Genomic DNA, 26,969 nt, shown 5'->3' on the forward strand with positions numbered 1-26,969 from the left:
CACCACGGGTGCCCGAAGCCCCCGCCGTCGTCATGAGCAGACCTTGCCGTCCTTCGGTACCTCGCCGTCCAGCAGGTAGCGGTTCACCGTGGAGTCGACGCAGTTGTTCCCGCTCCCGTAGGCGCCGTGCCCCTCGCCCCGCCAGGTGAGCATCACCCCGACGCCCTCGCCCAGTTCGTCGGCCATCCTGCGCGCGCCCTCGTACGGGGTGGCCGGGTCGCCGGTGTTGCCGACCACCAGGACCGGTGCCGCGCCGGGAGCGCTCACCTCCGGGGTGTCGTGCTGCCCGGGCACCGGCCAGTCGTGGCACCAGCCGGCCGTGTCCCAGCCGAGGAACGTCCCGAAGACCGGGGAGATCTTCTCGAACCGAGGCAGCAGCTTCTTCGTCCGGGCCGCGGTCGGCCGCTGCCTGTCGTCCAGGCACGATATGACCCGTTGGGAATGGGTCGTCGTGCCGTAACGGCCCGACGGGTCGCGCTCGTTGTAACGGTCGGCGAGAACCAGCAGCTCCGAGCCGTCTCCCTGCTCGGCCGCGTCGAGGGCGCTGGTCAGGGTCGGCCAGCTGTCCTTGCTGTACAGCGGCAGGATGATGCCCGTGACCGCGAGGGTCTGGGTCAGCTTCCGCCCGGGCGCACCCGTCGGCAGAGGGCGGGCGTCGATCCGCCGCAGCAGATCCGCGATCTTGCGTGTGCCGTCCTCCGGGTCCTGGCCTGTGGATGTGAGATAGCCGTTCAGGGCGCGCTGGAAGCCCCTGGCCTGGTTCTCGGCATGACCCACGGTGTCGGCTCCGGGGTCGACGACCGCGTCCAGCGTCATGCGTCCCACCTTCTCCGGGAAGAGGTGCGCGTACGTGCCGCCCAGCTCGGTGCCGTAGGAGATGCCGAAGTAGTGCATCTTCTCGTCGCCGAGCACTTCCCGGATGCGGTCCATGTCGCGGGCCGAGTCGGCGGTCGAGACGTGCGCCATCAGCTTCCCCGCGTCCTTCTGGCATCCCTCGCCGAAGTCGGCTGCGTCCTCGAAGTAGGCCTTCTCCTCGGCGGGGGTGTCCGGGGAGACGTCCACCGACTCGGCGGCCTGGATCTCCCGGTCGTCCCGGCAGCGCACGCCCTCGCTGGCACCCACGCCGCGCGGGTCCCAGCTCACCAGGTCGTACCGCTCGCGGAGTGAGGAGACCGTCGGCGCGTACGACGGCATCATGGACACGCCCGAGGCGCCCGGGCCGCCGAAGTTGAACAGCAGCGACCCGGCGCGGTCGTCGCCGCGGGCCTTGGCACGGATCAGGCCCAGGCCGATCGTCTCACCGTCCGGCTTCGACCAGTCCAGCGGCACCTTCAGCGTCGCGCACTGCCATTCGCTGCTCGGCGCGGGGCCGTCGGCGGTGGCCTTGCAACGGCCCCAGGAGAGCCCGCTCCTGTCGTCGCCGGACGAGCCGCCGCTGCAGCCCGCGGCCAGCAGGGCCGAGGCGGCCGCCAGAGCGGTCCACCGAACGAAGCGCGTCATTGCCCATCCCCCCTCGCAGGCCGTCCGCTCCGTGCCGCGGATGGCGGTCAGGCCATGGTAGGCAGATCCCGCGTCCGCCGTTTCTGCCTGTGGATAACCTTCTGACCTGCAATTTTGCCAAGAGTGCCAAGGGTGTCAGGTGCAGACGGTCCCCGCCGGCGGCACCTTCCCGTCCAGCAGATAGCCGTTCACCGCGCCCTGCACGCACTCGTTCTCGCTGTCGTACGCGCCGTGCCCCTGGCCCCGGTACGTCAGCTCCACACCGACACCCTTGCCCAACGCGTTCACCATCGCCCGCGCGCCCTCGTACGGCGTGGCCGGGTCCCCCGTGTTCCCGACGACCAGAATGGGCGCCGCGCCCGGAGCGCTCACGTCCGGGTGGTCGGCCGCGCCCGCCACGGCCCAGTCGGTGCAGCTGAGCATGGACCACGCCAGGTAGTCGCCGAACAGGTCGGACGCGGCCCGGAACTCGGGCAGCTTCCGCTCGACATAGGCGGTGTCGTAGCGGGGTTTGTCGTCGGCGCAGTTGATGGCGACGTTGGCGGGGGTGATGTTGCTGTACTCGCCGTTCTCACTGCGCCCGTTCATCGAGTCGGACAGCGACAGCAGGATCCTGCCGTCCCCGTCGTACGCGTTCTCCAGGCCCTCGGTGAGGTACTCCCAGAAGTCCTGCGAGTACAGGGCCTGTGCGATGCCGCCGGTCGCCGCGGTCTGGGTCAGCTGGCGAGGGAAGATCCCCGGGAGCGGATTGCGGTCGAGGTCGTTCAGCAGCTTGGCGATACGGTCCTTCACATCTTGGGCGCTGTCGCCGATCGGGCACTCCTCGGTCTGCGACACGCAGTCCTCGGCGAAGTTGTCGAGCGCGAGCTGGAAGCCCTTGGCCTGCCCCAGCGAACCCTGTTCGGGGTCCTGCGTGGGGTCGACGACGGCGTCGAACACGGCTCGGCCGACCCGCTCGGGGAACAGGTGGGCGTAGACGCCGCCCAGTTCGGTGCCGTAGGAGATGCCGAAGTAGTGCAGTTTGCCGTCGCCCAGGACCTGCCGCATCAGGTCCAGGTCGCGGGCCGCGTCGGTGGTGCGCACGTGCGGAAGGATCTTCTCCGAGTTCTCCTCGCAGGCGTCGTTGAACTCCTTGGTGTTGTCCACGAGCAGGGTGCGCTCGGCGGCGTCGTCGGGTGTGGCGTCCTGCTGGAAGTAGGCGTCGAGCTGCTGATCGTTCTGGCAGATCACGGGGACGCTGCGGCCGACCCCGCGCGGGTCGAAGCTGACCAGGTCGTAGCGGGTGCGCAAGGTCTCGTAGCCCTCCGCGAAGGCGGGCAGCGAGGTGACGCCCGAGCCGCCGGGGCCGCCGAAGTTGAAGATGAGCGAGCCGATGCGCTCGTTCTGGTCGCCGGTCGTCCTGACCCGGATCAGTTCGAGGCCGATCGTGTCGCCCTCCGGGTCGCCCCAGTCGAGCGGGGCCTTCATGGTCGCGCACTGCCACTCACCGTCGTCCGGCAGGGGAGAGGGCGAGGCGCCTCCGCCCTGGGCCTCGTCCGGGGCCGGGCAGGCCTTCCAGCTCAGCTCCTGCCGCGTGAGGTCCTCGTCCGCGGCGTCGTCGCCGCCGCAGCCCGCCAGCACGGTGGACAGCAGCACGGCTGAGGCGGTCAGGGCGGCGGCGCGCAGCCGGAGGAGGGTTGGCATGGTTCCATCCTGCGGCGGTACCGAACGGGGCGCGCGGGACGCGTGCCGTACGAGGTAGGAGGGGTCGGTGAGGCTTCTGTGAGGCCAAAGCTCCCGCTCGCCGGGCTGATCGTGGCGCAAGGTCCTGCCGGCCCCGCTCGGGTCGGAGGGCCCGCTTCCGGCCCGGTGCGTCAGAGGGCCTGCTTGCGCGTGAGGTGGTTGAAGGCCAGCCAGCCCGGCAGCACGGGCAGCCACAGGGTCAGCAGGCGGAACAGCAGGACCGCCGGTGCCGCGACTTCCGTCGGGAGCCCGACGGCGATCAGACCGACGGTCAGGGTCGCCTCCACCGCGCCCACACCGCCCGGTGTCGGCGCCGCGGACCCCAGGGCGTTGCCCGCGAGGAACACGACGGCGACGCTGGCGAGGCTGACCGACGTGGACTCGTCGCCGAACGCGCGGATCGACGCGTCCAGGCACATCACGAAACAGGCGGTCAGCAGCAGCATGCCGCCGATGCCGGTGACCAGCTTCTGCGGCCGCTGGAGCACGTCCAGCATGCGCGGTACGACACCTGCGAACAGTGACCGCACGCGCGTGACGACGAATTTGCGCAGGAACGGCACCGACGTCACCACGAGCACGAGTACCGCCACGGTCAGCAGACCGGCGATGACCGTCCGGGACGGCGACAGGGACGGCGTCTTCTCCGTGCCGGTCAGATAACCGAAGGCCAGCAGCATCAGGATGTGGCAGCCGAGACCGAACAGCTGGGACGCGCCCACACTCGCCACCGCAAGCCCCGGCCGCACGCCCGCGCGCTGCAGGAAGCGCGTGTTGAGGGCGACACCGCCCACCGCCGCCGGAGCGACGATCTTCACGAACGACCCGGCGACCTGTGCCGCCACGGTCCGCACGAACGGCACCCGCTCGGGCACGAATCCCAGCAGCGCCATCGCCGCCGCGACATAGCTGCACATCGAGAACAGCACGGCCGCGGCGACCCAGCCCCACTCGGCGTTCGCGATGAGCGGCCCGAACTCGATGTGCGTGAGCTGTGTCAGCAGGAAGTACGCGCCGATCGCGCCGGCGATGAAACTGATCAGCGTGCGCGGACGCACCCGCTCCAGCCGGGCCGGCTCGACGGGCGCCTGTGGCCTGATCCGCAGCACCGCGTGCCGGATCTGCGTGAGCAGGTCCTCCTCGCGCGCTTCCTCCATGGCCTCGTCGATCGCCCGCTTCTCGGCCCGCTGCTCCACTCGTGCGGCCTTCTTGCCGGGCTTCTCCGGGACGGGCACGGACTCGTCCGCGCCCTCCCCCATGCGGGCCTGCTTGACCTGCCGGGACGCCTCCAGAACCGCGTCGCGCTCACGCTGTGCCCGCTCCCGGGCCAGTCTGCGCAGCGTCGCGCGCGTGGAGCGGCTGAGCGCGATGAGCTGGAGCATCGGCAGGCAGTCCGCCACCGCGTCCGGACCGAGCACCCCGACGGCCGACGCCACCGCCCGCTCGGCACCCACCCGGAGCCCGAGCGTCACCAGGAGCTGGGAGGTGTCCATGCGCAGCAGCAGATCACCGGCCGCGATCTCGCCGACGCGCAGGTCGGTGAGGATCACCGTGCCGGAACCATCCACCAGAATCGCGTCGCCCACCAGCCTGCGATGCGCGATGCGCCGCGACTGCAGGGCTTTCACCTGGTGCCAGGTGTCGCGGAGCAGGTCGTCGGTGATCTCCTCGTCCGACAGCGAGTCGAGGGTGCGCCCGCCGCTGTGCTCGTAGACGAGCATCACCGCGTCGGGGCCGAGCTCGGAGGTGGCGATCAGCTTGGGCGCGTTGGCGCCGGCCGCGATGGCCGCGTACGCCAGCAGTGCCTCCTGCTCCAGGGCCTGGCGCAGCGACTGGAGGCTGCTGCGGGTGGCGAAGCCGCGCAGGGTCAGGTTGCGCCAGGCACGGTAGAAGAAGCCCTGCGCCTGCTGCTCCCGGTCGACCACCGTCACGTCCAGGGGCGGACCGTTCTCGAGCGTGACGAAATAGCGGCGGCCCCGGTCCCCGGTGTCCGGGTTGTCCGAGGCGTCGTCGCGTGAGGCGCTGACCGGGCGGAAGCCGACGGTCCGCAGGCCGGCCATCAGCGTCTGCCCCGTGGGCCGGACATTGGGGGAGCCGACCGCGTACAGCGTGCCGTAGGCCACGGTCCAGCCGATCAGCACGGTCAGGATGATCGAGAACGGCGTCGTGTACCCGGTGACGAGCATCGAGAAGGCGTCGAGGAGCAGCACGACCCACAGCACCGCGCGCCATCTGGGTCTGCGGGACATGCCGACAGCCGTCATGTAGGCGATGACCGGGGCGAGATATCCGTGCACGGGATCGGTCAGCGCGTGGATGTCGCCGGGGGAGGGCTGCGTGAGCGCTTCCTGGATCGAGTCGGGGGCGGCCCGGGCGACCCACAGGTCGGTGGCGAGGGTCACACCGTGCGCGAGGACCGCCGCGAGCACACCGTCGGCGATGCGCAGTCCGTCCCGCTTGATCAGCCGCTCGATCGCGAAGGCGACGGGCACCAGCAGGATCGCGATGCTGGAGGCCAGACCCGCGATCTTGATGAGCAGGTCGGGTGCCTGCCCGGTGCCCTTGTTGATGTCCTGTTCGAGGCCCGAGGTGGTGCCGTGCGCGAACGCGGCGACCCCGATCAGGATCGCGACGGCCAGCACGCCCACCATGAGGCGCATCAGGTCGGACGGGCGGTGCACGCGCGCGGGGAGCAGCGGTTCGTCGCCCTCCACCTCGTCGATGTGCGTGAAGGCGGGCTCCTCGGCGGGCGCCCGGCTCTTCTTCGCAGCCCCCTTCGGGCCGTCGTCCGGAGTGCCCGGGCGCGACGCAGCGTCAGAGGTGCCCTCCGTGTCCTCGGGGTGCGCACCCTGCTGCTTCATCGTCTCTTCTTGGTCTCGTATCACCGGTCACCGCCCGCACGATGGTGGCATGCCGCACCGGCGCACGGGGCAATCAGGGTGCACATGCGGGGGCGGACAGTCTGCCCGACGCGCTCCTGCCGGGCGAGGGAATCGCTCGGGAGCACGCCCGGCCCGTTGTCGGTGGGGTGCGGCAGGATGGGGCGGATGAGTGAGCAGAGCCCTGAGGGGGGCCGGTACGAGGACGAGGCCGCGCAAGCGCTGCCCGAGTACGCCGAGAGGGTCCTCGACGTCGCCGAACTGATCCCGCCGGGCCGGGTCATGACCTACGGGGACGTCGCCGAGTGGCTGGAACAAGGGGGGCCCCGGCAGGTCGGCCGGGTGATGGCGCTCTACGGGGGAGCCGCTCCGTGGTGGCGGGTCGTCCGCGCGGACGGCGTCCTGCTGCCGGGGCACGAGCAGAGGGCGCTCGGCCACTACCGGGCGGAGGGCACGCCCCTGAAGGAGGCGAGCCGCGCCGCCGAGGGCCACCTGCCGCGCATCGACATGAGACGGGCGCGGTGGGACGGCGGTGATCGAGCGGAGGGCCACACCTGACAGCTTCCGCCATCGGACGGCCTCCTGTGTGACCCGTGATCCGTACGGGGGAATCGGGGCATCTCGGGGACATGACGTACGTTCGTGAGGCGAGGGACATGAGTGCCGCGAGTGCCGTGAGTGGTCGACGGGAAGAAGGGGAAGCCCTGCTTCCGCCCGAACCGTCGGCGTAGCGTCGGCTGCGCGTGCCCCCGTCACCCCGCGGTCACCGCCCGCCACGCGCGGTGGCCCGCCAACCAGTACTTCCACCAGAACCGGCGAACCACGTGAGCTCCTCTTCCTCCACCAGCGGCCTGTCGCACCCCCGGGTGCGGCGGGGGAGCCGTGGCGCCTACCGACTGGTACGTACCCCTCCTGCTCGCATGGACCCCCCACTTTTGGACGCCTCGCAGCGCTCCGTGGTTGACCACACGGCGGGCCCGCTGCTCGTCCTCGCAGGCCCGGGCACCGGCAAGACCACCACGCTCGTCGAGTCCGTGGCCGAGCGCGTCGCCCGGGGCGGGGACCCCGAGCGCCTCCTGGTCCTCACGTTCAGCCGCCGGGCGGCCGTCGAGCTGCGCGACCGCATGGCCCAGCGGGCCGGCGCCGCCCGCGCTCCCCAGGCGACCACCTTCCACTCGTTCTGCTACGCCCTGGTCCGCGCCCACCAGGACAGCGACCTGTTCGTGGAGCCGCTGCGGCTGCTGTCCGGACCCGAACAGGACGTGTCGGTGCGGGAGCTGCTCGCGGGCCAGATGGATCTGGAACGACTCGGGCTCGCGCACGTGCGCTGGCCGGACGAACTGCGCGCCTGCCTGACCACCCGCGGATTCGCCGACGAGGTCCGTGCGGTCCTCGCCCGCAGCCGTGAACTGGGCCTCGGCCCCGACGCCCTGGACGCCTTCGCCCGCCGTACGGGGCGGCCCGACTGGCGAGCCGCGGCGGCCTTCCTCGCCGAGTACCTCGACGTGCTCGACCTGCAGGGTGTGATCGACTACGCGGAACTCGTCCACCGCGCGGTGCTCCTCGCCCACCGCCCCGAGGGCGCGGCGTGGCTCGCCGCCCGGTACGACGCCGTCTACGTCGACGAGTACCAGGACACCGATCCCGCTCAGGTGCGGCTGCTGGAGGCCCTGGCCGGCGGTGGCCGCACCCTCGTGGCCTTCGGTGATCCGGACCAGTCGATCTACACGTTCCGCGGGGCCGACGTCAACGGCATCCTGGACTTCCCGCACGCCTTCCCGCGCGGCGACGGCCGCCCGGCGCCCGTCGCCGTGCTGCGCACGTCCCGCCGCTCCGGCGCCGGCCTGCTGGCCGCCACCCGGCTGCTCACCCAGCGCATGCCACTGACCCGCCTGCCCGCCGAGAAGGTGCGCGCCCACCGCGAACTCGCCCCCGTACGGGACGGCGGCCGCGTCGAGGCGTACACGTACCCGACGTCCGGCACGGAACTGGACAACATCGCCGACATCCTCCGCAGGGCCCACCTGGAGGACGGCGTCCCGTGGCGCGACATGGCCGTCCTGGTGCGCGCCGGCTCCCGCACCATCCCTACGGTCCGCCGCGCCCTCACAGCGGCGGGTGTCCCCGTCGACGTCGACGGGGACGACGTGCCGCTGCGCCACGAACCTGCGGTGGCACCGCTGCTGACGGCGTTGCGGGCGGTGGCCGTGGCGGAGGCGGGATCTCCAGAGCCTCACGAGCCCGGGAGGGATCCCGCTTCCGAGGACACTCCTTCCGCGCGGCAGGACACCTGCTGGCTCGACATCGAAACCGCCCTCACCCTCCTGACTTCCCCCCTCGCGAGCATGGACGCCGCCGACCTGCGCCGCCTCGGCCGCGCCCTGCGCGACGAGGAGCGGGCCGCCGGCAACCCGCTGCCGCCGCCCTCCGACGCTCTGCTCGCTCAGGCGCTCGCCGAGCCGGAGCGTCTCGCCGTGCACGATCCCACGTACGCGCGCGGCGCCCAGCGCCTCGGCGCGCTGCTGCGCAAGGCCCGCGAGCGCCTGGCCGGCGGCGGTACGGCCGAGGAGGCGCTGTGGGACCTCTGGGAGGGCACGCCGTGGCCCACGCGGCTGGAGCGCGCCGCCCGCCGGGGCGGCGCCGCCGGACGCAACGCGGACCGCGACCTGGACGCCGTCTGCGCCCTGTTCGCCACCGCGGCCCGCGCCGAGGAGCGCACCGGCGGCCGGGGCACCCTGAACTTCCTGGAAGAGATCGACGCCGAGGACATCGCCGCCGACACCCTCACCCGGCGTGCCGTACGCCCCGACGCCGTCCGCCTGATGACCGCGCACCGCTCCAAGGGCCTGGAGTGGCGCCTCGTGGTCGTCGCCGGCGTCCAGGAGGGCCTGTGGCCGGATCTGCGCCGCCGCGGCTCCCTCCTGGAGGCCGACCGCATCGGCCGCGACGGACTCGCCGAACCCCTCACCCCCGGCGCGCTGCTCGCCGAGGAGCGCCGCCTGTTCTACGTGGCCGCCACGCGAGCGCGGGAGCGTCTCGTCGTCACCGCGGTCAAGGCCCCCGCGGACGACGGCGACCAGCCCTCCCGCTTCCTGACCGAACTCGGCGTCGAACCCAAGGACGTCACCGGCCGCCCCCGCCGCCCGCTGTCCGTCGCCGCACTCGTCGCCGAACTGCGCGCCACCACGGTCGACCCGCGCGTCTCCGATGCCCTCCGGGAGGCCGCCGCCCACCGCCTGGCCCGGCTCGCCGCCCTCGCCGACGAAGACGGCCGCCCCCTGGTGCCGTCAGCGCACCCCTACCGCTGGTGGGGCATGTTCGAGCCGACCGAGTCCAAGATGCCGCTGCGCGACCGCGACCAGCCCGTCGTGCTCTCCGGCAGCGCCCTCGATCAGCTGGCCAACACCTGCGCCCTGCAATGGTTCCTGGGCCGCGAGGTGAAGGCCGACGCACCCGCGACCGCCGCCCAGGGCTTCGGCAACGTGGTGCACGTCCTCGCCGACGAGGTCGCCTCCGGGCACACCCCGGCCGACCTCGGCGTCCTCATGGAACGCCTCGACTCCGTGTGGAACGCCCTGGCGTTCGACGCGCCGTGGAAGTCGGCCCAGGAGAAGGACAACGCGCGCGTGGCGCTCGAGCGGTTCCTGCAGTGGCACGTCATGAACCGCACCGGGCGCACCCCGGCGGCCAGCGAGCACGACTTCGACGTCACCCTCGAAGCGGGCGACTACCAGGTGCGCATCCGCGGCCAGATGGACCGGGTCGAGGCGGACGGCGACGGCCGCGCCTACGTGGTCGACTTCAAGACAGGCAAGCAGGCGCCCGGTTCCAAGGAGGTGGAGCGCCACCCGCAGCTCGCCGTCTACCAGCTGGCCGTCCGTGAGGGCGCCGTCGACGAGGCCTTCGACGGGGTGCGTCCCGAGCCGGGCGGCGCCGAACTCGTCCACCTCCGGCAGGGAGCGGCGAAGCGTGACGGCGGCGAGGGCCTGCCCAAGGTGCAGGCCCAGGGGCCGCTGGAGGGGGAGTGGGTCGGCGACCTGCTCGCCACCGCCGCCGGCAAGGTCCTCGACGAACGGTTCACGCCGACCGCCGGGCAGCACTGCACGCACTGCGCGTTCCGGGCCTCGTGCAGCGCGCGGCCGGAGGGGCGTCAGGTGGTGGAGTGATCCATCGCACCCCCTGAGCCGACCTGCGGTTCTCCGGCCCCGAGAGCCCGATCCGGCCGCCGCTGTCAGTGGCCGCCGCTAGCCTTTCGATGTGCCCGCCCGTATCACCGATCCCGAACAGCTCAAAGAGCTCCTCGGCATCCCCTTCACCCCGGAGCAGACGGCCTGCATCACCGCGCCGCCCGCTCCGCAGGTGATCGTGGCCGGCGCCGGCTCGGGCAAGACGACGGTGATGGCGGCACGTGTGGTGTGGCTGGTCGGCACCGGCCAGGTCGCTCCCGAGCAGGTGCTCGGCCTCACCTTCACCAACAAGGCCGCCGCCGAACTCGCCGAGCGCGTCCGCAAGGCACTGGTCAAGGCCGGTGTCACCGACCCGGACGCCATCGACCCGGACAACCCGCCGGGCGAGCCGGTGATCTCCACGTACCACGCCTTCGCGGGCCGCCTGCTGACCGACCACGGCCTGCGCATCGGGCTGGAGCCCACGTCCCGGCTGCTCGCCGACGCCACCCGTTTCCAGCTCGCCGCGCGCGTCCTGCGCGAGGCCCCCGGGCCCTACCCTGCCCTGACCCGTTCCTTCCCGGACCTGGTCGGCGACCTCCTCGCCCTCGACGCCGAGCTCGCCGAGCACCTCGTCCGCCCGGAGGCGCTGCGCGCGTACGACGCCGAACTGCTGCTGACCCTGCGGGGCGCCAAGCTCAGCAACGCCGACCTGCGCAAGGTCCCCGAGGCCGCCGCCGCCCGGCGTGAACTCGCCGAGCTGGTCACCCGCTACCGCACCGCCAAGCGCGAGCGGGACCTGCTCGACTTCGGTGACCAGATCGCCCTGTCGGCCCGGCTCGCCGGCACCCCCGAGGTGGGCAGCGCCCTGCGCGACGAGTTCCGGGTGGTCCTGCTCGACGAGTACCAGGACACGTCGGTGGCCCAACGCGTCCTCCTGGCAGGCCTGTTCGGCGAGGGCACCGGCCACCCCGTCACCGCCGTCGGCGACCCCTGCCAGGCGATCTACGGCTGGCGCGGCGCCTCCGTCGCCAACCTCGACGACTTCCCCGAGCACTTCGCCCACGCCGACGGCCGCCCCGCGACCCGCCAGTCCCTCAGCGAGAACCGCCGCAGCGGCGGCCGCCTCCTCGACCTCGCCAACGGCCTCGCGAAGCCCCTGCGCGCCCTCCACGCGGGCGTGGAGGCCCTGCGCCCGGCCCCCGGCGCCGAACGCGACGGCATGGTCCGCTGCGCCCTGCTGCGCACCCACGCCGAGGAGCTCGACTGGGCCGCCGACTCCGTCGCCCACCTCGTCCGGACCGGGACGGCACCCGGCGAGATCGCCGTCCTGTGCCGCACGGCGACCGACTTCGCCGAGATCCAGGGCGCCCTGGTCGCCCGGGACATCCCCGTCGAGGTCGTCGGCCTGTCCGGGCTGCTGCACCTGCCCGAGATCGCCGACCTCGTCGCCGTCTGCGAGGTCCTCCAGGATCCCGGCGCCAACGCCTCCCTGGTGCGCCTGCTCACCGGCCCGCGCTGGCGCATCGGCCCGCGCGACCTCGCCCTCCTGGGGCGGCGCGCCCGGCGCCTCGTGGCCCACGCGCGCGTGGCGGACGACGACCAGGACCGCCGCCTCGCCGAGGCCGTCGAGGGGGTCGACCCGTCCGAGGTGATCTCCCTCGCGGACGCCCTCGACACCTTCCTGGAGACACCGCTGGACGGCCGCGGCGACGACGACGGACTGCCGTTCTCGCCCGACGCGCGCGTGCGCTTCGCCCGGCTGGCCACCGAACTGCGCGAACTGCGCCGCTCCCTGGCCGACCCGCTGATGGACGTACTGCACCGCGTCCTCGCCGTCACCGGTCTCGAGGTGGAGCTGTCGGCGTCCCCGCATGCCCTGGCCGCCCGCCGCCGCGAGACCCTGTCCAACTTCCTGGACGTCGCCGCTTCCTTCGCCGCGGGCGACAACGAGGCGACCCTGCTGGCCTTCCTCGGCTTCCTGCGCACGGCCGCCCAGTACGAGAAAGGGCTCGACAACGCCCTCCCGGGTGGCGAGAACACCGTCAAGGTGCTCACCGCGCACAGGTCCAAGGGCCTGGAATGGGACGTCGTGGTCGTCCCCGGCCTGGTCACCGGCACCTTCCCCAGCAGCCAGGGCCGTGAGAAGTGGACCTCCCAGGGCAAGGTCCTGCCGCACGAGCTGCGCGGCGACGCCGACACCCTGCCCGACGTCATGTCCTGGGACGCCAAGGGCCTGAAGAGCTTCCACGAGGCCATGAAGGACCACCAGCACACCGAGGAACTCCGCCTCGGCTACGTCACCTTCACCCGCCCCCGCTCCCTCCTGCTGGGCTCCGGCCACTGGTGGGGCCCCACCCAGAAGAGGCGACGCGGGCCGTCCGCGTTCCTCCAGGCCCTCTACGAGCACTGCGAGGCCGGATACGGCGAGATCGAGGCCTGGGCGGAGGAACCCGCCGACGACGAGGAGAACCCGGCCCTGCACCAGGCGACGTCCGACCAGGTGTGGCCGCTGCCCCTGGACGAGGCGGCCCTCGCCCGGCGCCGCGCGGCCGCCGAGACCGTCCTGGCGCACCTGGAGGACCTCGCGTCCCACGAGGACGGGCACGCCGCGGCCGCGCACGACCCTGATGCCCTCGACGACCCGGAGTGGCCCCCGCCTCCCGAGGACGACGAGCCTCCCTACGACGAACCGGACCCGTACGACGAGGACCCCTTCGACGAGGGTTCCTTCGTGAAGGCCCCCTTCGAAGAGGGCCCCCTCGCAGTCGCCCACGGGGAAGACCGGGAAGACCCGGCGGACGGGGACGCCCGTCCCGCGGTCTGCCCCACCGTCCCCCACCAGGCCGGCCCACCTGAGCCCCCGGCCGCCCGCCCCCACCCCAGGGCCCCCGGGCACCCGCGCCCCAAGGGCCGGGAACACCCGCACCTCACCCCGGAGGAAGCCCGCACCATCGCCTCCTGGGACAGCGACCTCGACGCCCTCACCGGCGAGCTCCTGCGCGCCCGCGACAGCGTCACCGACGTCCCGCTCCCGGCGTCACTCTCGGCGTCCCAGCTGCTGCGCCTGGCCGCCGACCCGGACGGCTTCGCCCAGGAACTCGCCCGCCCCATGCCCCGCCCGCCCCAGCCGGCAGCACGCCGCGGCACCCGCTTCCACGCCTGGGTCGAGGCCCGCTTCGAAGAGCTCACGCTGCCCATGCTGGAGCCGGAGGAACTGCCCGGCAGCGAGGCCGAGATCGCCGACGAACAGGATCTGGAGGCCCTCAAGGAGGCCTTCGAGCGCACGGAGTACGCGCACCGCACGCCCCACCGGGTGGAGGCACCCTTCCAGCTCGCGATCGCCGGCCGCATCGTCCGGGGCCGCATCGACGCCGTCTACAAGGAGGGCCACGGGCAGGACGCGACGTACGAGATCGTCGACTGGAAGACCAACCGCTCCCGCACCGCCGACCCGCTCCAGCTCGCCGTCTACCGCCAGGCCTGGGCCGAGCAGCAGGGCGTCCCTCCGGCGTCGGTCACCGCCGCCTTCCTGTACGTGCGCAGCGGGGAGGTCGTACGCCCCGAGGGGCTGCCGGACCGCGCCGCCCTGGAGCGGCTGCTGCTGGACGAGCCACCCGGCGGGGAGTCCGGTGCGACGGAGGGTGCGCGGACGGGCACGCGGACGGGTGGGGACCCCGGTGAGGAACCGCACTCCGAGGACGCCGGTGCGGGCCGATAGGCTCGTGACCATGAGCCAGACCCCGGACAGCGTCGTCCGTACGTACATCCAGCAGCACCGCGCCGCCTTCCTCGACGACCTCGCCGAGTGGCTGCGCATCCCGTCGGTGTCCGCCCAGCCGGACCACGCGCCCGACGTGCGACGCAGCGCCGACTGGCTCGCCACCAAGCTGAAGGAGACCGGCTTCCCGACGGCCGAGGTCTGGCAGACCCCGGGCGCGCCCGCCGTCTTCGCGGAGTGGCCCTGTGACGACCCGCGGGCGCCCACGGTGCTGGTCTACGGCCACCACGACGTGCAGCCCGCCACCCGGGAGGACGGCTGGGACAGCGAGCCCTTCGAGCCGGTCGTGCGCGGGAACCGCCTCTACGCGCGCGGGGCGGCAGACGACAAGGGTCAGGTGTTCTTCCACACCCTCGGCGTCCGCGCCCACCTCGCCGCCACCGGCCGCAGCACCCCGGCCGTGCACCTCAAGCTGCTCGTCGAGGGCGAGGAGGAATCCGGCTCGCCGCACTTCCGGGCCCTGGTCGAGCAGCACGCCGAGCGCCTCGCCGCCGACGTCGTGATCGTCTCCGACACCGGCATGTGGTCCGAGGACACCCCCACGGTGTGCACCGGCATGCGCGGCCTCGCCGAGTGCGAGATACGCCTGCAGGGCCCCGGCCAGGACATCCACTCCGGCTCCTTCGGCGGCGCGGTGCCCAATCCGGCGACGGCCGCCGCCCGCCTGGTCGCCGCCCTGCACGACGAGCACGCGCGCGTGGCGATCCCCGGCTTCTACGACGGCGTGGTCGAACTCACCGACCGCGAGCGCGAGCTCCTCGCCGAACTGCCCTTCGACGAGCAGCAGTGGCTGCGCACAGCCACGTCGCACGCCACCCAGGGGGAGGCCGGTTACACCACCCTGGAGCGGATCTGGGCCCGCCCCACCGCGGAGGTCAACGGCATCGGGGGCGGCTACCAGGGCCCCGGCAGCAAGACGATCATCCCCTCCGCCGCCATGGTGAAGCTGTCGTTCCGCCTGGTGGCGGGCCAGGACCCCGGCCATGTGGAGAAGGCCGTCCGCGCCTGGGCCGAACAGCAGGTGCCGCCCGGGATCCGCTGCGACATCACGTTCAGCGGGGCCACGCGCCCGTGCCTGACGCCGCTGGACCACCCGGCCCTCCGGTCGGTCACCCGCGCCATGGGCCGGGCCTTCGAGAAGCCGGTCCGCTTCACGCGCGAGGGCGGCTCCGGGCCGGCGGCGGACCTCCAGGACGTCCTCGGCGCCCCGGTGCTGTTCCTGGGCATCTCCGTCCCGTCGGACGGCTGGCACGCACCGAACGAGAAAGTCGAACTCGACCTCCTCCTCAAGGGCGTCGAGACCACCGCGTACCTGTGGGGTGACCTCGCCGAGAACTGCCGCCCTGCGCCCTGAGCGTCCCGTTCCGTCCGGACCGGCCAGGCGCGCGGGGCACACTGGAAGCGCCGCCCCGCACCGCCCGCGCCCGCCGGACCAGGTCGCCCCCTCCGTACGTCCCGCTGAACCGCCCGCCGAACCCGATCGTCCCACCGGGGAGTTGGAAGCACCCGTGACCACCTGGACCGACCACAACGCCGACCGCCCCATCTCGCTCACCGCCCCGAGCGGCATCGACCGGGCCGCCCACCACCGGCTCGACGAGGCCTGGCTCGCGGCGGCGTGGAGCCACCCGACGACGCGCTGCTTCGTGGTCTCCGGCGGACAGGTCCTCATCGACGAGACGGCGGACGGGCGCACCGAACTCGTCATGACCCCCTCCTTCGAGGCTCCCCTCACCGAGGCACACCGCTACTTCCTCGGCATCGACGAGGACGGCGTCAGCTACTTCGCCCTCCAGAAGGACTCCCTGCCCGGGCGCATGGACCAGTCCGCGCGCCCGGCGGGGCTGCGCGAGGCGGGCGCGCTGCTGTCGGCCCGCGACGTGGGCCTGATGGTGCACGCGGTGGGCCTGGAGAACTGGCAGCGCACGCACCGCTTCTGCTCGCGCTGCGGCGAGCGCACCGTCATCGCCGCGGCCGGACACATCCGCCGCTGCCAGGCCTGCGGCGCGGAACACTACCCGCGCACGGACCCCGCCGTGATCATGGCCGTGACCGACGAGGACGACCGCATCCTGCTCGGCCGCCAGGTCCACTGGCCCGAGGGCCGCTTCTCGACGCTGGCCGGCTTCGTCGAGCCGGGCGAGTCCATCGAGCAGTCGGTCCGCCGCGAGGTCCACGAGGAGGTCGGCATCAGCGTCGGCCAGGTCGAGTACGTCGCCAGCCAGCCCTGGCCCTTCCCGTCCAGCCTCATGCTGGGCTTCATGGCCCGCGCCACCTCGACCGAGATCGACGTCGACGGCGACGAGATCCACGAGGCCCGCTGGTTCTCCCGCGAGGAGCTTCGCGCCGCCTTCGAGTCCGGCGAGATGCTCCCGCCCTACGGCATCTCGATCGCGGCCCGCCTGATCGAGCTCTGGTACGGCAAGCCGCTCCCGTCGCGGAGCGCCGCCTGACGGGATGCGGGTGACCGATCCGTACCGGAACCACAACGTCCATCACCATCCCGCGGTGCTGGCCGCCGTTCCGGACGGCTGCCGCACGGCCCTGGACTCCGGCTGCGGCGACGGACTGCTCGCCCGCGAGCTCGCGGCACGCTCGGCATCCGTCGCGGGCGTCGACCGATCGCCGGAGATGATCGAACTCGCCCGCGGGCACGCGGACGGGCCCGGCGACGTCACCCATCTGGAGGCGGACCATCTCGCCGCCGGGGCCCTGCCGGAAGGCGCGTTCGACTTCGTCAGCGCGGTCGCCGTGGTGCACCACGCGCCGTTCGCGCAGTCGGTCGCCCGCCTCGCCCGCCTCGCCCGGCTCACCGCACCCGGCGGATGCCTGGTGATCGTCGGCATGGCCGCCAACCGGACGCCCCTGGACCGGCTCATCAGTGCGTGCGGCGTGCCCGCGAGCCGGCTGCACGCGCGGCGGCGCGGCGGCAGGCGAGGACCGGCCGGCCTGCCCATGGAGGACGTGCACATGTCCCGGGGGCAGATCCGGCAGGCGATCCACCGGCTGCTGCCCGGCTGCGACTACCGCCGCAGGCTGCTGTGGCGCTACGTCGTCGTGTGGGACAGACCACGAGAAGGCGGCCCCTGAGCTGTCCCAGGAGCCGCCTACCCCGCACAAGGCCCCGGCGACTAGGCGCCGATCCTCTGCTTCACCTGAGCCAGCGAGGGGTTCGTGAGCGTCGAGCCGTCCGGGAAGAGGACGGTGGGCACAGTCTGTAGACTTCCCTCCTTACTTGTGGCGGCCAGGGAGGGCCGCCCCTGTCTTGGGGAGGGGCAAGGGTGAGCGACAAGCCCAGGGCGCTTGGCGTGGTCCGTCTGTCTGTAGGCAACGAGAACCAGACCGGCGAGGAAACGCAGCGGACCCGCATCAGCAAGCGGGCCGACGCGGAGGAAATGGAGCTGGTCGACTTTGCGGTCGACATCGACGTGTCGGCGTCCATCTCGCCGTGGGTGCGTCCGTCCCTGGGGGACTGGCTCAACAACAAGAAGGACCAGTTCGACCACATCATCATCCTGAAGATCGACCGCATCGCGCGGTCGGTCCGCCACCTCTCGGACATCATCGAGTGGTGCGAGGCGAACGGTAAGGGCCTCATCTCCTGCGAGGAGGGATTCGACCTCTCGAAGCCATGGGGCAAGACCATCGCCAAGATCCTGGCCGTGGTCGCAGAGGCCGAGTTGGACGCCATCAAGGCCCGCAACAAGGCTTCCCGGGAGACCATGCGGAAGACCGGCCGCTGGCCGGGTGGCCTTGTCCCCTTCGGACGCAGAGCGGTGAAGGGCGACGCAGGCTTCAGCCTGGAACTCGACCCCGAGTACGGCTCGACGCTGATCGAGATGATCCGGCGCTTCATCGAGAAGCCGAGTTTCTCGGCCGTCGCCGACTGGCTGAACGAGCAAGGCGTGCCCACGGCTCAGGACATCGCTCGCATCCGCGCGGCGGCAGGCGAGAGCACAACTCGGCTGGCGGAACCGAAGCCTCGGGGCGCCAGATGGACGCCGACCACAGTGCAAGCCGTACTGGTCAGCCGGTCTCTGCTTGGGGAGTACGTGCGAGCCAATGGCGCCGTGGTCCGCAACGACGACGGCACACCCGTCATGCGGTCTGAGCCGGTACTGAACGAGGAGGAGTGGACGAAGCTGTCGGAAGCCGTCGCCTCGGTCAAGTACAAGAAGCAGAAGGGCTCTACGTCGCCGACGGTGGGCGTGACGTTCTGCATGCTGTGCGGTAGCTCCCTCTACTTCGTGAAGGGGGACCCGACCAAGGGCAAGCGCGAGCGGTATCGGTGTCACGGCAACAAGAGCAAGGGCATCCAGGCATGCCCGAAGCAGAGGTTCTGGGCAGAGGACTTGTATCCCTGGCTGGAGTCGGCCCTGTTGGGCGAGATCGGCCACCTGGAACGGATGGAGTCGAAGACGACCATCGACGACAGTCGTGCGGCGAAGCTCGCCGTGATCGACGGCAAGATGAACCAGCTCCTGAAGGAACTCCAGCAGGACGAGATCAGCGCCGTCGCGTACGCCTCACAAGTCGCCAGCCTTGCCCAGGACCGAGAGAAGGTCACCAGCCAGGAGGGACCGAAGCCGGTGACCGTGTGGACGGGTACGGGCGAGAGTTACGCGGAGTGGTGGGAGCGGTCGAGTGTCGACGAACGGCGTGAATGGCTGAAGAAGCACAAGGTCAAGGCGTACTTCGGACATGACGTCCTGGCCATCGATCCCGGCGACCTGATCGAGAACATCAAGCTGCAGGGCATCACGTATTGGGATGTGCCCTCCAGGTCTTCTCAGGTGCTCTCACCGATCACGCCGATCTCGTTGCCGGGAAAGCCGTACGAGAAGCCGAAGCCGCTTACGGGTGTGGAGTGGGAGATCGTCAGCCGTTGGGAGGACTTCGAAGCGGAGCGGACAGCACAGCGGGCGAATGGCCAGGAGGAAGTCCAGGGAGCAGGGGAAGCCACGGTGGTACCGGCGTCCGCTTGATGCAGCATGAGCGAGCGAGGAAGGCTCCCGGCTTGGGGGCCTTCTGTCGTTCCGAGTCAGAAGGGCGGGACACGCTCTTGCCCTTGTCGGTCATCGAGCGCACCCATGGGCTGTCGCTCCACTCCGGGCCCATGTCCTCACCCGCGAGGAACCGAGCGATCTCCTCCCGCTCCTCCTCCACGTCATACACGTCGAGCGTCTCCAGCCGGAACGCGGTCCGCTCGAAGGTCTCGAAGAGACGGCCGAACTCCTCACCGCTGAGCACGGAAGAACTCCTCAAGTGCGGCGGCCGGGACCATGACGGCCGTCTCTCCCTCGGGGAGATCGAGCTGCGCCAGCCGTTCAGGGTCGGTGATCACGTAACCCTGTACCACGTAGTCCTTGCCATCGTCCGTACCCCACAGCGTCGGGCACGTGCCGTTCTTGCACTCCGGGTCTCCCGACAGCTTCCGCAGCGGTGTGCCCACGGCTTCCCCCTCAGGTCGACGGTCCTTGTCGCGTTCGATGCTTCTGGCCTTCGGCCAGCACGGTCAAGATCCCCGGCTTTCCAAAACGGGAAAGTCCCCGGAGCGCGCAAACCCCCGATCAGCTCCAGGCCGACCGGGGGTTGCGTATCGCGGGATCAGACGCCGAGCGCCTGCTTCACCTGGGCAAGGCTCGGGTTCGTCATGACGACCTCAGCACCACCACTGGAGGGAACTACTTGAACCGTCGGCACCGTCTGGTTTCCGCCATTCGCCTTCTCCACGAACGCGGCGGAGTCCGGGTCCTGCTCGATGTTGATCTCGGTGTACGCGATGCCCTCGCGGTCCATCTGGCTCTTCAGCCGGCGGCAGTAGCCGCACCACGTGGTGCTGTACATCGTCACAGTGCCCAGCATGTCTCTCGTGCTCCTTCGGTGGCTCGGGGCGGGTGGTCGCAGTGGGGGGAACGTATGTGAAAGGTCCACCATTCCCGCCCCCGGGCCCGGCCCGACGTAACGACTGCCGCATTGGTACGACTATCAGTGCCTGCCTGTGGACAACCGACGCAGCCGTCTCGCGCGACCTGGCAGCATGGCTGTGTGACAGCAGCAACGCACTCCACCCTGTTCCCGCAGGTACCGGACTCCGCCGACGCGGTGCTCGACGGGCTCGACCCCGAGCAGCGCGAGGTGGCCACGGCCCTGCACGGTCCGGTGTGCGTCCTGGCGGGCGCGGGGACGGGCAAGACACGGGCGATCACCCACCGCATCGCCTACGGAGTGCGCGCCGGCATTCTGCACCCTTCCAGCGTCCTCGCCGTCACCTTCACCAACCGTGCCGCCGGGGAGATGCGCGGCCGGCTGCGCCAGCTCGGCGCCGGGGGTGTCCAGGCGCGTACGTTCCACTCGGCCGCCCTGCGGCAGCTCCAGTACTTCTGGCCGAAAGCGATCGGCGGCTCGATGCCCCGGCTCGTCGACCGCAAGATCCAGCTCGTCGCCGACGCGGCGGCCGCCTGCCGCATCCGGCTCGACCGGGGCGAGCTGCGGGACGTCACCGCCGAGATCGAATGGTCCAAGGTCACCCAGACCGTCCCCGCCGACTACGCGCCCGCCGCTGCCAAGGCCGGCCGTGAGTCCCCCCGCGACCCCGCCGAGATCGTCCAGCTCTACGCCGCCTACGAGGACGTCAAGCGCGAGCGGTCCGTCATCGACTTCGAGGACGTGCTGCTGCTGACCGTGGCCGTCCTCCAGGATCGGCACGACATCGCCGAGCAGATCCGCACCCAGTACCAGCACTTCGTGGTCGACGAGTACCAGGACGTCAGCCCCCTCCAGCAGCGCCTGCTCGAACTGTGGCTGGGGGAGCGGGACAGTCTGTGCGTGGTCGGGGACGCCAGCCAGACGATCTACTCGTTCACCGGGGCGACTCCGGACCATCTGCTCGACTTCCGCGCCCGCCACCCCGGAGCCACCGTCGTCAAACTGGTCCGCGACTACCGCTCCACCCCTCAGGTCGTCCACCTCGCCAACGGCCTGCTCGCCCAGGCCCGGGGCCGGGCCGCCGACCACCGCCTGGAGCTCGTCTCCCAGCGTGCCCCGGGGCCCGAGCCGGTCTACGCCGAGTACACCGACGAGCCCGCCGAGGCGGAAGGCGCGGCCCGCCGGATCCGCGAACTCGTCGACGCGGGGGTCCCGGCCTCCGAGATCGCCATCCTCTTCCGCACGAACGCGCAGTCCGAGACCTATGAACAGGCCCTCGCCGACGCCGCGGTGCCCTACCAGCTGCGCGGTGCCGAGCGGTTCTTCGACCGCCCGGAGGTGCGCAAGGCGGGCATCGCCCTGCGCGGCGCAGCCCGCTTCGGCGGCAACGACTCCCTCCTGGACGACGTCGTCGACCTTCCTTCCCAGGTGCGCGCCGTGTTGTCGGGAGAGGGCTGGACGACGCAGCCACCGGCCGGTTCCGGTGCCGTCAGAGAGCGCTGGGAGTCGCTGGCCGCCCTGGTGAACCTCGCCCAGGACTTCGCCGCCGCCAAACCGGGTGCCACCCTGGCGGACCTCGTCGCGGAACTCGACGAACGGGCGAACGCCCAGCACGCCCCCACCGTGCAGGGCGTCACCCTCGCTTCCCTGCACTCGGCCAAGGGCCTGGAGTGGGACGTCGTCTTCCTGGTCGGCGTCGCCGAGGGCATGATGCCGATCACCTACGCGAAGACCGACGAACAGGTCGAGGAGGAGCGCCGCCTCCTCTATGTCGGTGTCACCCGCGCGCGAGAACACCTCCATGTCTCGTGGGCGCTCTCCCGCTCACCCGGCGGACGCCCGAACCGCCGCCCCAGTCGCTTCCTCGACGGGCTGCGCCCCGGTTCGACGGGCACCACGGGACGCGCCACCGCCGGCGGAGTGGGCGGAATCGAGCGCGGAATCCCCGGAACCAGGGGGTCCGCCCCGAAACGGGCCCAGCGAGTTCCCGCCCGCTGCCGGGTCTGCGGCCGCACGCTGACCGACCCGGGCGAGATGAAGCTGATGCGCTGCGACGACTGCCCCTCCGACATGAACGAGGGCCTGTACGAGCGGCTGCGCGAGTGGCGCGCCGACCAGGCGCGCAGCAGTGGTCAGCCCGCCTTCTGCGTGTTCACTGACAGGACCCTGATGGCGATCGCCGAGTCCGCCCCCGACGACGAGCGTGAGCTCGCCCGCATCCCGGGTGTCGGGATGCGCAAGCTCACCCGCTACGGCGCCGACGTACTGGCCATCTGCGCAGGCCAGTCACTCGCGGAGAGCACGGATCAGGACTGACACGAACTCGTCGAAAAAATAGTTTGCGCATGCCCCAGCAATCCCCATAGGTTCTTAGGCACGAGAGCAGCGGCCTTCTCGGAGGCCCTGATTCCGTGTTGTACTTGCACATCCGTCGGACTGGTTCACCAGTCCCCCGAGACGCCGAGAGGAGGCGAGTCCAGTGATCAGCATCAACACCAGCTCCGTCAGCATCGTGAAAATGACCGATCGCTCGGCCGTCTCCGCGTGCATGCTCGGCGTTTCGAACCTGGGCACCGGTCTGTCCGGCATTCGTGCCGCCCGTCCGGCGTCCCTCTCCGTTGCTCCCGCGGGCCTTCCCGTCCGTGAGCGCAATGAGCGACCGACCAAGGCACTGGAAGCGGCAGTAGAGGCACAGGCAAAGGCCTATGCCTTCACCACGACCGGTGCCGGATTCCGGAAGCAGACGACGCAGCACCACCAGATGTGGGCCTTCCGTGGGCCAGAACCCTGGAGTGATCCAGCCTGATCGCCGATCAGGCCGGCGCCTTCAGGGCCGCGGAACCCCATCCGGGATCCGCGGCCCTTCTGTTTGTCCCTGAACAGGGATGACGGACCGAAGGCGCCTCGGGACAAGAAAAGAACCCGGTACCACCACCCCCGGCCAACAGGCCGGAACGACCAGACGAGGAAGACGAACCGTGCAACTCGAAGCGCACGCCCCGTCCGTACCGCCTTCCGACACGATCCCCAAGCCCGGCTCCACGGAGGACCCCGCCTTGACCCCGCTCACCGCGCTCACCGCGCTCGACGACGCCATCGAGAACCTCGGCGTACCCGTCCCGTGCCGCTCCTACGACCCGGAGGTCTTCTTCGCCGAGTCGCCCGCGGACGTCGAGTACGCCAAGGCACTCTGCCGCACCTGCCCGCTGGTCGAGGCCTGCCTCGCCGGCGCCAAGGAGCGGCGCGAGCCCTGGGGCGTCTGGGGTGGCGAGCTGTTCGTCCAGGGTGTCGTTGTCGCCCGGAAGCGGCCGCGTGGCCGCCCGCGCAAGAACCCGGTCACAGCATGAACACCGCAGGAACGATCGACCGCCCCCTCACGCACGACCCCCAGAAGCAGGCCCCGATGAAGCCGTCCACTTACGAGCCCGCAGGCTCCGCTACCCAAGACTTCACCATCAGCGGCGCGAAGGACTCGCGTCAGAACAGGACCCGTGAGATGCAACTCATTCCAGAAGCCATGGCTCGTGCGCATATGCACGAGCGACTGCAGGAGGCGGAGCGGGATCGCCAGGCCGTGCGCCTGGCGGCCGCCCGCCGGATGCAGCGCAGGGCGGAGCGCGCGTCAATGCGTGCCCGCCGGGCGCTCGCCATGGCGGTCATGCAGTAACCCGCACCTGAAGCGGGGGCCTCCCAGCTGAGAGGCCGCGCTGCCGCCGCCGAGCTGTCACGCGGGGGCCGGTCCGTGCCGAACCGACCGGCCCCCGCGGTGCGTTGTGCCGGCCAAGCGGGCGGGCGGCGCCCACCGAGCCAGGCTGTGGTGCGGGGGCACGGTGCCCAACGGGCTGGGGCGTTGCGCCAGGGCATGGCGCACCGAGCCCCGGGCACGCCCGGCCATCGACAGGGCGCGGTGCGTACTGAGCTGGGGCGTGATGCCGGTCAGCAGCCGGGGGGCGCGCCAGCCCAGCCCGGGGCGTTGTGCTCACCGAGTCACCGGGCGCGGAGATATCGTCGCCGGATGACGAGTCCTCCAGGAGGCAGCGACGACGGCTCTGCCGCGGAGCCGCGCCGCTTTGTCTGCGCCCGCTGTGGCACGTCGGCCGAAGTGCTGACCGAAGGTCCCCCACTCACCTGGACCTACTCCGTGGAGAACGGCGCCCGCCACCACTACTGCGAGACCTGCTCCCGGGCGAACCTCAGGTCCATCGAGGGGCGCCTGGATCTGGACTGGTGGTGAGGCCCGCAGCCGGGACTCACGCCTCCGCCACCGCCTCCTCGCCGTCCACCAGGTCCTCCGGAACGAACCCCGGCAGCCACTCCTCCAGCTCCTCGCGCAGCCGCACCGTCGCCCCCAGCTGACACAGCACGCCGATCGTGCTCAGCGTCACCCGGTGGATCAGCAGATAGGACGGGGGCAGATTGAGCTGCTTGCCGAGCTGGTAGGCGGGGGAGCGGGGGTCGGCGACACGAGCAGCCTGGCTGCGCATCCAGCCCCTGGTGAAGGTGAACTCCTCCACCTGGGCCGGTTCGATGATCGGCAGCAGGTAGTCCATGACGGCGTCCGGGTCCAGCTCTACGGTCTCCTTCACGAACCCTTCCGTGCACAGGAGCTGGTAGACCGCCTCGGCCTCCCCGTCGAGAGTCATGCGCAGGGACTCGCCGATGGTGGCCGGCAGCCCGCCCGGGAGACGGTCGACCGTGCCGAAGTCCAGGACACCCAGGCGCCAGTCGTCCTCGCCCTCCGGGCCGCCGGGCAGAAGCCGGAAGTTGCCCGGGTGGGGATCGGCGTGCAGCAGGCCCGTGCGGGCGGGGCCGGAGAAGAGGAAGCGGGCCAGGAGCTGACCGGCTCGGTCGCGCTGTTCCTGGGTGCCGTCCGAGATGATCTCCGACAGCGGGATGCCGTCCATCCACTCGGTGACCAGGACCTGGTCGGACTGGTGGACCACCTGCGGCACGACCACATCCGGGTCGTCCGTGAACTCCCCGGCGTGGGCCTGCTGGGCCTGGGCCTCCAGGCCGTAGTCCAGTTCCTCCGAGACGCGGTCCTTCAGCTCCGTGATCAGTGGCTTGATGTCCATGCCGGGGATCAGCGGACCGAGCAGACGCGAGAAGCGGCTCAGTTGGTTCAGGTCCGACAGCAGGGCCTCACCGGCGCCCGGGTACTGCACCTTGACCGCCACCTCGCGGCCGTCGTGCCACACTCCCCGGTGGACCTGGCCGATCGAGGCCGCCGCGGCGGGCTTGTCCTCGAACTCCAGGAACAGCTCGTGCCAGCCGTCGCCGAGCCGCTCCGCGAGCACCGCGTGCACGGTGCGGGTCGGCATGGGCGGCGCCGCCTCCTGGAGCTTGGTCAGCGCGGCCCGGTAGGGGCCGGCCACCTCCTCGGGCAGCGCGGACTCGAAGACGGACAGGGCCTGGCCGAACTTCATCGCGCCGCCCTTGAGCTCGCCGAGCACCTTGAACAGCTGCTCCGCCGTGCGCTGTTGGAGTTCCCGGCCGACGAGATCGGCGGACTCGCCGACGATCCGCTTGCCGAATCCCCAGGTCGCCCGCCCGGCGATGCCGAGCGGGAGCGCGGCGAGCTTGGCGGTCCGGGTGACCGCCTTCCGGGGAAGATCAGACATGCGCCCTCCAAGTCCCAGCCGGCCGCTCCGCCTCTGCCTCACGGCACCGCTCCGACGGCCGTTGCACCGCCATTGTCCCCTCCGGCTCCCCGTCCTCCGAGAGGTGCTCCCCTTTTCCTCTCTCCGACGCCCCGCACGGGCATGCCGGATGCGGCCAGATCGGCCGCGCATGCCAGTGGAGAGCGGGGACGGAGACCTCCCAGCGCGCCCCGGCGCTGGACGGAACCCGGCCGTCCAGAAAAGCGAGCGCATGGGCGGCCGCCAGTCCGGCCACGGTCGTGGCCAGCGTCAGATCGCAGGGCCGCACCTGACGCTGCCTGCCGGAGCGCCACTGGGCCACCAGGCGCAGCCAGGTCGGGTCCCGGTCGGCACGCCTCTCGTGCAGACAGCCGGCGCAGCCCGTCTCCCCGGGCAGGACGAGAGGGCCGACCACGCCGGTGCCCTCCACGACACCGGCGTACAGATGGGGTGTCCCGGACGTCATCAGCGGCTCGGCGGCGGCCGGGTCGGGCGCGTGCACGGCGACATCGTCCCGCGGGGCAAGGATCACCAGTGAAAACCCCGGGTCGCCGTCGTCCGGGGACGCCTGGGTCGCCCTGCGGCGCGGCGGCCGGTCCGGGGCCGCCCGGCGCACGGCGCGGCGGGCCGACTCGTCCCTGCGGTCGCCGACGGATTCCGGGGGAAGCCCGCCCGGCGCGACGTCCCACGGCTCCACACGGCCACCGTCGAGCACGTCCACCTCACCCACGCCGGCCCCGGCCAGGAGCGAGGCCAGCACGACACCCACCCGGCCCGCGCCCCGCACCTGCACGCGCTGCGAGCGCCGGGCGGCCAGCTGCCCGATCGCATCGCCGGGCGCCGAGGTCGTCAGGGAGAGGGAGGCCAGGTCGGGGCGCAGCCGGTCGAGGACCTCCTTCTTCTTCCGCAGGGCGTCGGCGGCCGGCCCGCCGCCCCGGGCGTCGTCCAGCAGCCCCGCTCCCGCGAGCCCCCGCACCAGCCCGTCGACATGCCCGTCGGGCAGGTCCATGCGGCGTCCCTCCTCGCGCAGGAGCTCCAGACCCCGCGTGCCGTTCAGCAGGTCGAGGAAGCTGCCCGTCGCCAGGTCTATGGGACCGACCGTCATCGCATGCGCCGGTGTCATTCCGAACTGCACGGTCTTGAGGTCGCGCCAGCCACGCCTGAGTGCGGGTTTCACGATTGGATGCATCACAGCCCCCGTATGCCGCAGATCGTCCCCGTATGCCGGTGGAGCGCGGACGCAGGCCCCAGCTGGTCACGCCGAGCCCGTCACGAGCGGGGCCCGAGCACAGGCACGGCCCGTGCGCAGGCCGAACTCGAGCGCGGATACGGCCCCTGGTCCCGGGCCGGTCCC

At 71.7% G+C, this 26,969-nt stretch carries 20 protein-coding genes and 1 pseudogene; 12 read left to right on the forward strand and 9 right to left on the reverse strand.

Annotation, left to right across the window (positions count from 1 at the left end):
- Nucleotides 1-30: 30 nt before the first annotated feature.
- From ACFU3E_RS19585 to ACFU3E_RS19595, 3 genes are all read right to left on the reverse strand, one after another.
- The gene (locus ACFU3E_RS19585) at nt 31-1,500 is read right to left on the reverse strand and encodes an alpha/beta hydrolase (RefSeq protein WP_384159410.1); all 1,470 of its coding nucleotides are present in this window, start codon (nt 1,498-1,500) and stop codon (nt 31-33) included.
- Nucleotides 1,501-1,635: 135 nt separating this feature from the next.
- Nucleotides 1,636-3,183, reverse strand: a complete 1,548-nt coding sequence (locus ACFU3E_RS19590) for an alpha/beta hydrolase (protein WP_384159414.1) — start codon at nt 3,181-3,183, stop codon at nt 1,636-1,638.
- Nucleotides 3,184-3,353: 170 nt separating this feature from the next.
- Nucleotides 3,354-6,083, reverse strand: a complete 2,730-nt coding sequence (locus tag ACFU3E_RS19595) for a lysylphosphatidylglycerol synthase domain-containing protein (RefSeq protein ID WP_384159417.1) — start codon at nt 6,081-6,083, stop codon at nt 3,354-3,356.
- A 186-nt stretch (nt 6,084-6,269) separates the two neighbouring features.
- Here ACFU3E_RS19595 and ACFU3E_RS19600 point away from each other — a divergent pair, with 186 nt between their 5' ends.
- From ACFU3E_RS19600 to ACFU3E_RS19625, 6 genes are all read left to right on the forward strand, one after another.
- Nucleotides 6,270-6,659 (forward strand): MGMT family protein, encoded by a 390-nt coding sequence (locus tag ACFU3E_RS19600; RefSeq protein ID WP_384159420.1) that lies wholly within the window; start codon nt 6,270-6,272, stop codon nt 6,657-6,659.
- Between the two features lie 266 nt (nt 6,660-6,925).
- Nucleotides 6,926-10,267, forward strand: a complete 3,342-nt coding sequence (locus tag ACFU3E_RS19605; protein ID WP_384159423.1) for an ATP-dependent helicase — start codon at nt 6,926-6,928, stop codon at nt 10,265-10,267.
- A gap of 91 nt (nt 10,268-10,358) precedes the next feature.
- The gene (locus tag ACFU3E_RS19610; RefSeq protein ID WP_384159426.1) at nt 10,359-13,988 is read left to right on the forward strand and encodes a UvrD-helicase domain-containing protein; all 3,630 of its coding nucleotides are present in this window, start codon (nt 10,359-10,361) and stop codon (nt 13,986-13,988) included.
- 10 nt (nt 13,989-13,998) lie between these two features.
- Nucleotides 13,999-15,402, forward strand: a complete 1,404-nt coding sequence (locus tag ACFU3E_RS19615) for a dipeptidase (protein WP_384159429.1) — start codon at nt 13,999-14,001, stop codon at nt 15,400-15,402.
- 154 nt (nt 15,403-15,556) lie between these two features.
- Nucleotides 15,557-16,501 (forward strand): NAD(+) diphosphatase, encoded by a 945-nt coding sequence (gene nudC / locus ACFU3E_RS19620; RefSeq protein ID WP_384159432.1) that lies wholly within the window; start codon nt 15,557-15,559, stop codon nt 16,499-16,501.
- Nucleotides 16,502-16,505: 4 nt separating this feature from the next.
- Complete coding sequence (locus tag ACFU3E_RS19625) at nt 16,506-17,138, forward strand: class I SAM-dependent methyltransferase (RefSeq protein WP_384159435.1); 633 nt, start codon at nt 16,506-16,508, stop codon at nt 17,136-17,138.
- Nucleotides 17,139-17,179: 41 nt separating this feature from the next.
- On the opposite strand, the pseudogene ACFU3E_RS19630 reads toward ACFU3E_RS19625, so the two are convergent.
- A pseudogene (locus ACFU3E_RS19630) lies at nt 17,180-17,275 on the reverse strand (NrdH-redoxin); the annotation flags it as partial.
- Nucleotides 17,276-17,329: 54 nt separating this feature from the next.
- Between ACFU3E_RS19630 and ACFU3E_RS19635 the strand changes: the two are divergent.
- Nucleotides 17,330-19,033 (forward strand): recombinase family protein, encoded by a 1,704-nt coding sequence (locus tag ACFU3E_RS19635; RefSeq protein ID WP_384159439.1) that lies wholly within the window; start codon nt 17,330-17,332, stop codon nt 19,031-19,033.
- Here ACFU3E_RS19635 and ACFU3E_RS19640 read toward each other — a convergent pair.
- The 3 genes from ACFU3E_RS19640 to ACFU3E_RS19650 all read right to left on the reverse strand — a co-directional run bounded on the left by ACFU3E_RS19640 (nt 18,927) and on the right by ACFU3E_RS19650 (nt 19,913).
- A complete protein-coding gene (locus tag ACFU3E_RS19640) occupies nt 18,927-19,298 on the reverse strand; it encodes a DUF6879 family protein (protein WP_384159442.1) in 372 nt (123 codons plus the stop codon). The two genes, ACFU3E_RS19635 and ACFU3E_RS19640, sit on opposite strands and share 107 nt — an antisense overlap.
- On the reverse strand, nt 19,285-19,500 hold the full coding sequence (locus ACFU3E_RS19645) for a hypothetical protein (RefSeq protein ID WP_384159445.1): 216 nt from the start codon (nt 19,498-19,500) through the stop codon (nt 19,285-19,287). The genes ACFU3E_RS19640 and ACFU3E_RS19645 overlap by 14 nt, the downstream gene beginning before the upstream one ends.
- Nucleotides 19,501-19,655: 155 nt before the next feature.
- Complete coding sequence (locus ACFU3E_RS19650) at nt 19,656-19,913, reverse strand: mycoredoxin (RefSeq protein ID WP_384159447.1); 258 nt, start codon at nt 19,911-19,913, stop codon at nt 19,656-19,658.
- 126 nt (nt 19,914-20,039) lie between these two features.
- On the opposite strand from ACFU3E_RS19650, the gene ACFU3E_RS19655 reads away from it, so the two are divergent.
- From ACFU3E_RS19655 to ACFU3E_RS19675, 5 genes are all read left to right on the forward strand, one after another.
- The gene (locus ACFU3E_RS19655; RefSeq protein ID WP_384159451.1) at nt 20,040-22,292 is read left to right on the forward strand and encodes an ATP-dependent DNA helicase UvrD2; all 2,253 of its coding nucleotides are present in this window, start codon (nt 20,040-20,042) and stop codon (nt 22,290-22,292) included.
- 163 nt (nt 22,293-22,455) lie between these two features.
- Entirely contained in the window at nt 22,456-22,782 is a 327-nt protein-coding gene (locus ACFU3E_RS19660) for a hypothetical protein (RefSeq protein WP_384159455.1), read from the forward strand.
- A 172-nt stretch (nt 22,783-22,954) separates the two neighbouring features.
- The gene (locus ACFU3E_RS19665; RefSeq protein ID WP_031132355.1) at nt 22,955-23,323 is read left to right on the forward strand and encodes a WhiB family transcriptional regulator; all 369 of its coding nucleotides are present in this window, start codon (nt 22,955-22,957) and stop codon (nt 23,321-23,323) included.
- The gene (locus tag ACFU3E_RS19670) at nt 23,320-23,643 is read left to right on the forward strand and encodes a hypothetical protein (RefSeq protein ID WP_384159458.1); all 324 of its coding nucleotides are present in this window, start codon (nt 23,320-23,322) and stop codon (nt 23,641-23,643) included. Before ACFU3E_RS19665 ends, ACFU3E_RS19670 begins: the two co-directional genes overlap by 4 nt.
- 348 nt (nt 23,644-23,991) lie before the next feature.
- Nucleotides 23,992-24,210, forward strand: a complete 219-nt coding sequence (locus tag ACFU3E_RS19675; protein ID WP_384159461.1) for a hypothetical protein — start codon at nt 23,992-23,994, stop codon at nt 24,208-24,210.
- Between the two features lie 16 nt (nt 24,211-24,226).
- On the opposite strand, the gene ACFU3E_RS19680 is transcribed toward ACFU3E_RS19675, so the two are convergent.
- Complete coding sequence (locus ACFU3E_RS19680; RefSeq protein ID WP_384159463.1) at nt 24,227-25,597, reverse strand: ABC1 kinase family protein; 1,371 nt, start codon at nt 25,595-25,597, stop codon at nt 24,227-24,229.
- Nucleotides 25,590-26,804: a TOMM precursor leader peptide-binding protein gene (locus tag ACFU3E_RS19685; RefSeq protein WP_384159466.1), complete on the reverse strand. Its 1,215-nt coding sequence runs from the start codon at nt 26,802-26,804 to the stop codon at nt 25,590-25,592. The genes ACFU3E_RS19680 and ACFU3E_RS19685 overlap by 8 nt, the downstream gene beginning before the upstream one ends.
- Between the last annotated feature and the right edge of the window lie 165 nt (nt 26,805-26,969).

This window comes from Streptomyces sp. NPDC057424 (assembly GCF_042803315.1).
GTDB lineage: Bacteria > Actinomycetota > Actinomycetes > Streptomycetales > Streptomycetaceae > Streptomyces.